This is a genomic window from Marinobacter iranensis, assembly GCF_029207565.1.
GTDB lineage: Bacteria > Pseudomonadota > Gammaproteobacteria > Pseudomonadales > Oleiphilaceae > Marinobacter > Marinobacter iranensis.
This window is the reverse complement of record NZ_JANCMW010000062.1, coordinates 1-290: the sequence shown is the minus strand read 5'-3', so window position 1 is coordinate 290 and position 290 is coordinate 1. Positions and strand designations below refer to the sequence as shown.

The 290-nt window shown below is 70.7% G+C and carries 1 protein-coding gene; it reads right to left on the bottom strand.

Annotation, left to right across the window (positions count from 1 at the left end; all coding sequences use genetic code 11):
* Positions 1 to 39: 39 nt before the first annotated feature.
* Positions 40 to 290, bottom strand: a 251-nt coding sequence (locus NLU14_RS21450) for a helix-turn-helix domain-containing protein (protein ID WP_275710448.1), incomplete at its 5' end; no start/stop codon positions are given.

Here is a 290-nt window from a genome sequence, read left to right as displayed (position 1 = left end):
ATCTGCACGGTGCCGACCTCGCCGGCACCGATCCGGGGCCTAGCCATGACGGCGCTCCCGGATCCAAACGAGCAGCTCGTCGCGGTCGTAGCGGATATGCCGCCCGAGCTTCACATAGGGCGGGCCGGAGCGCGTCAGCCGCCAGTCCTCCACCGTCCGCAGCGGCAGCCGCAGCAGATCGGCGACCTCATGTGCCGTGAGGAACACCGGCACCGAGGCTTGCGAGTCGTCCATGACCGGCAGGTACGCGACGCGTTCCCGCACGGGCCGGAAGCGTCCCGCACTCCCCC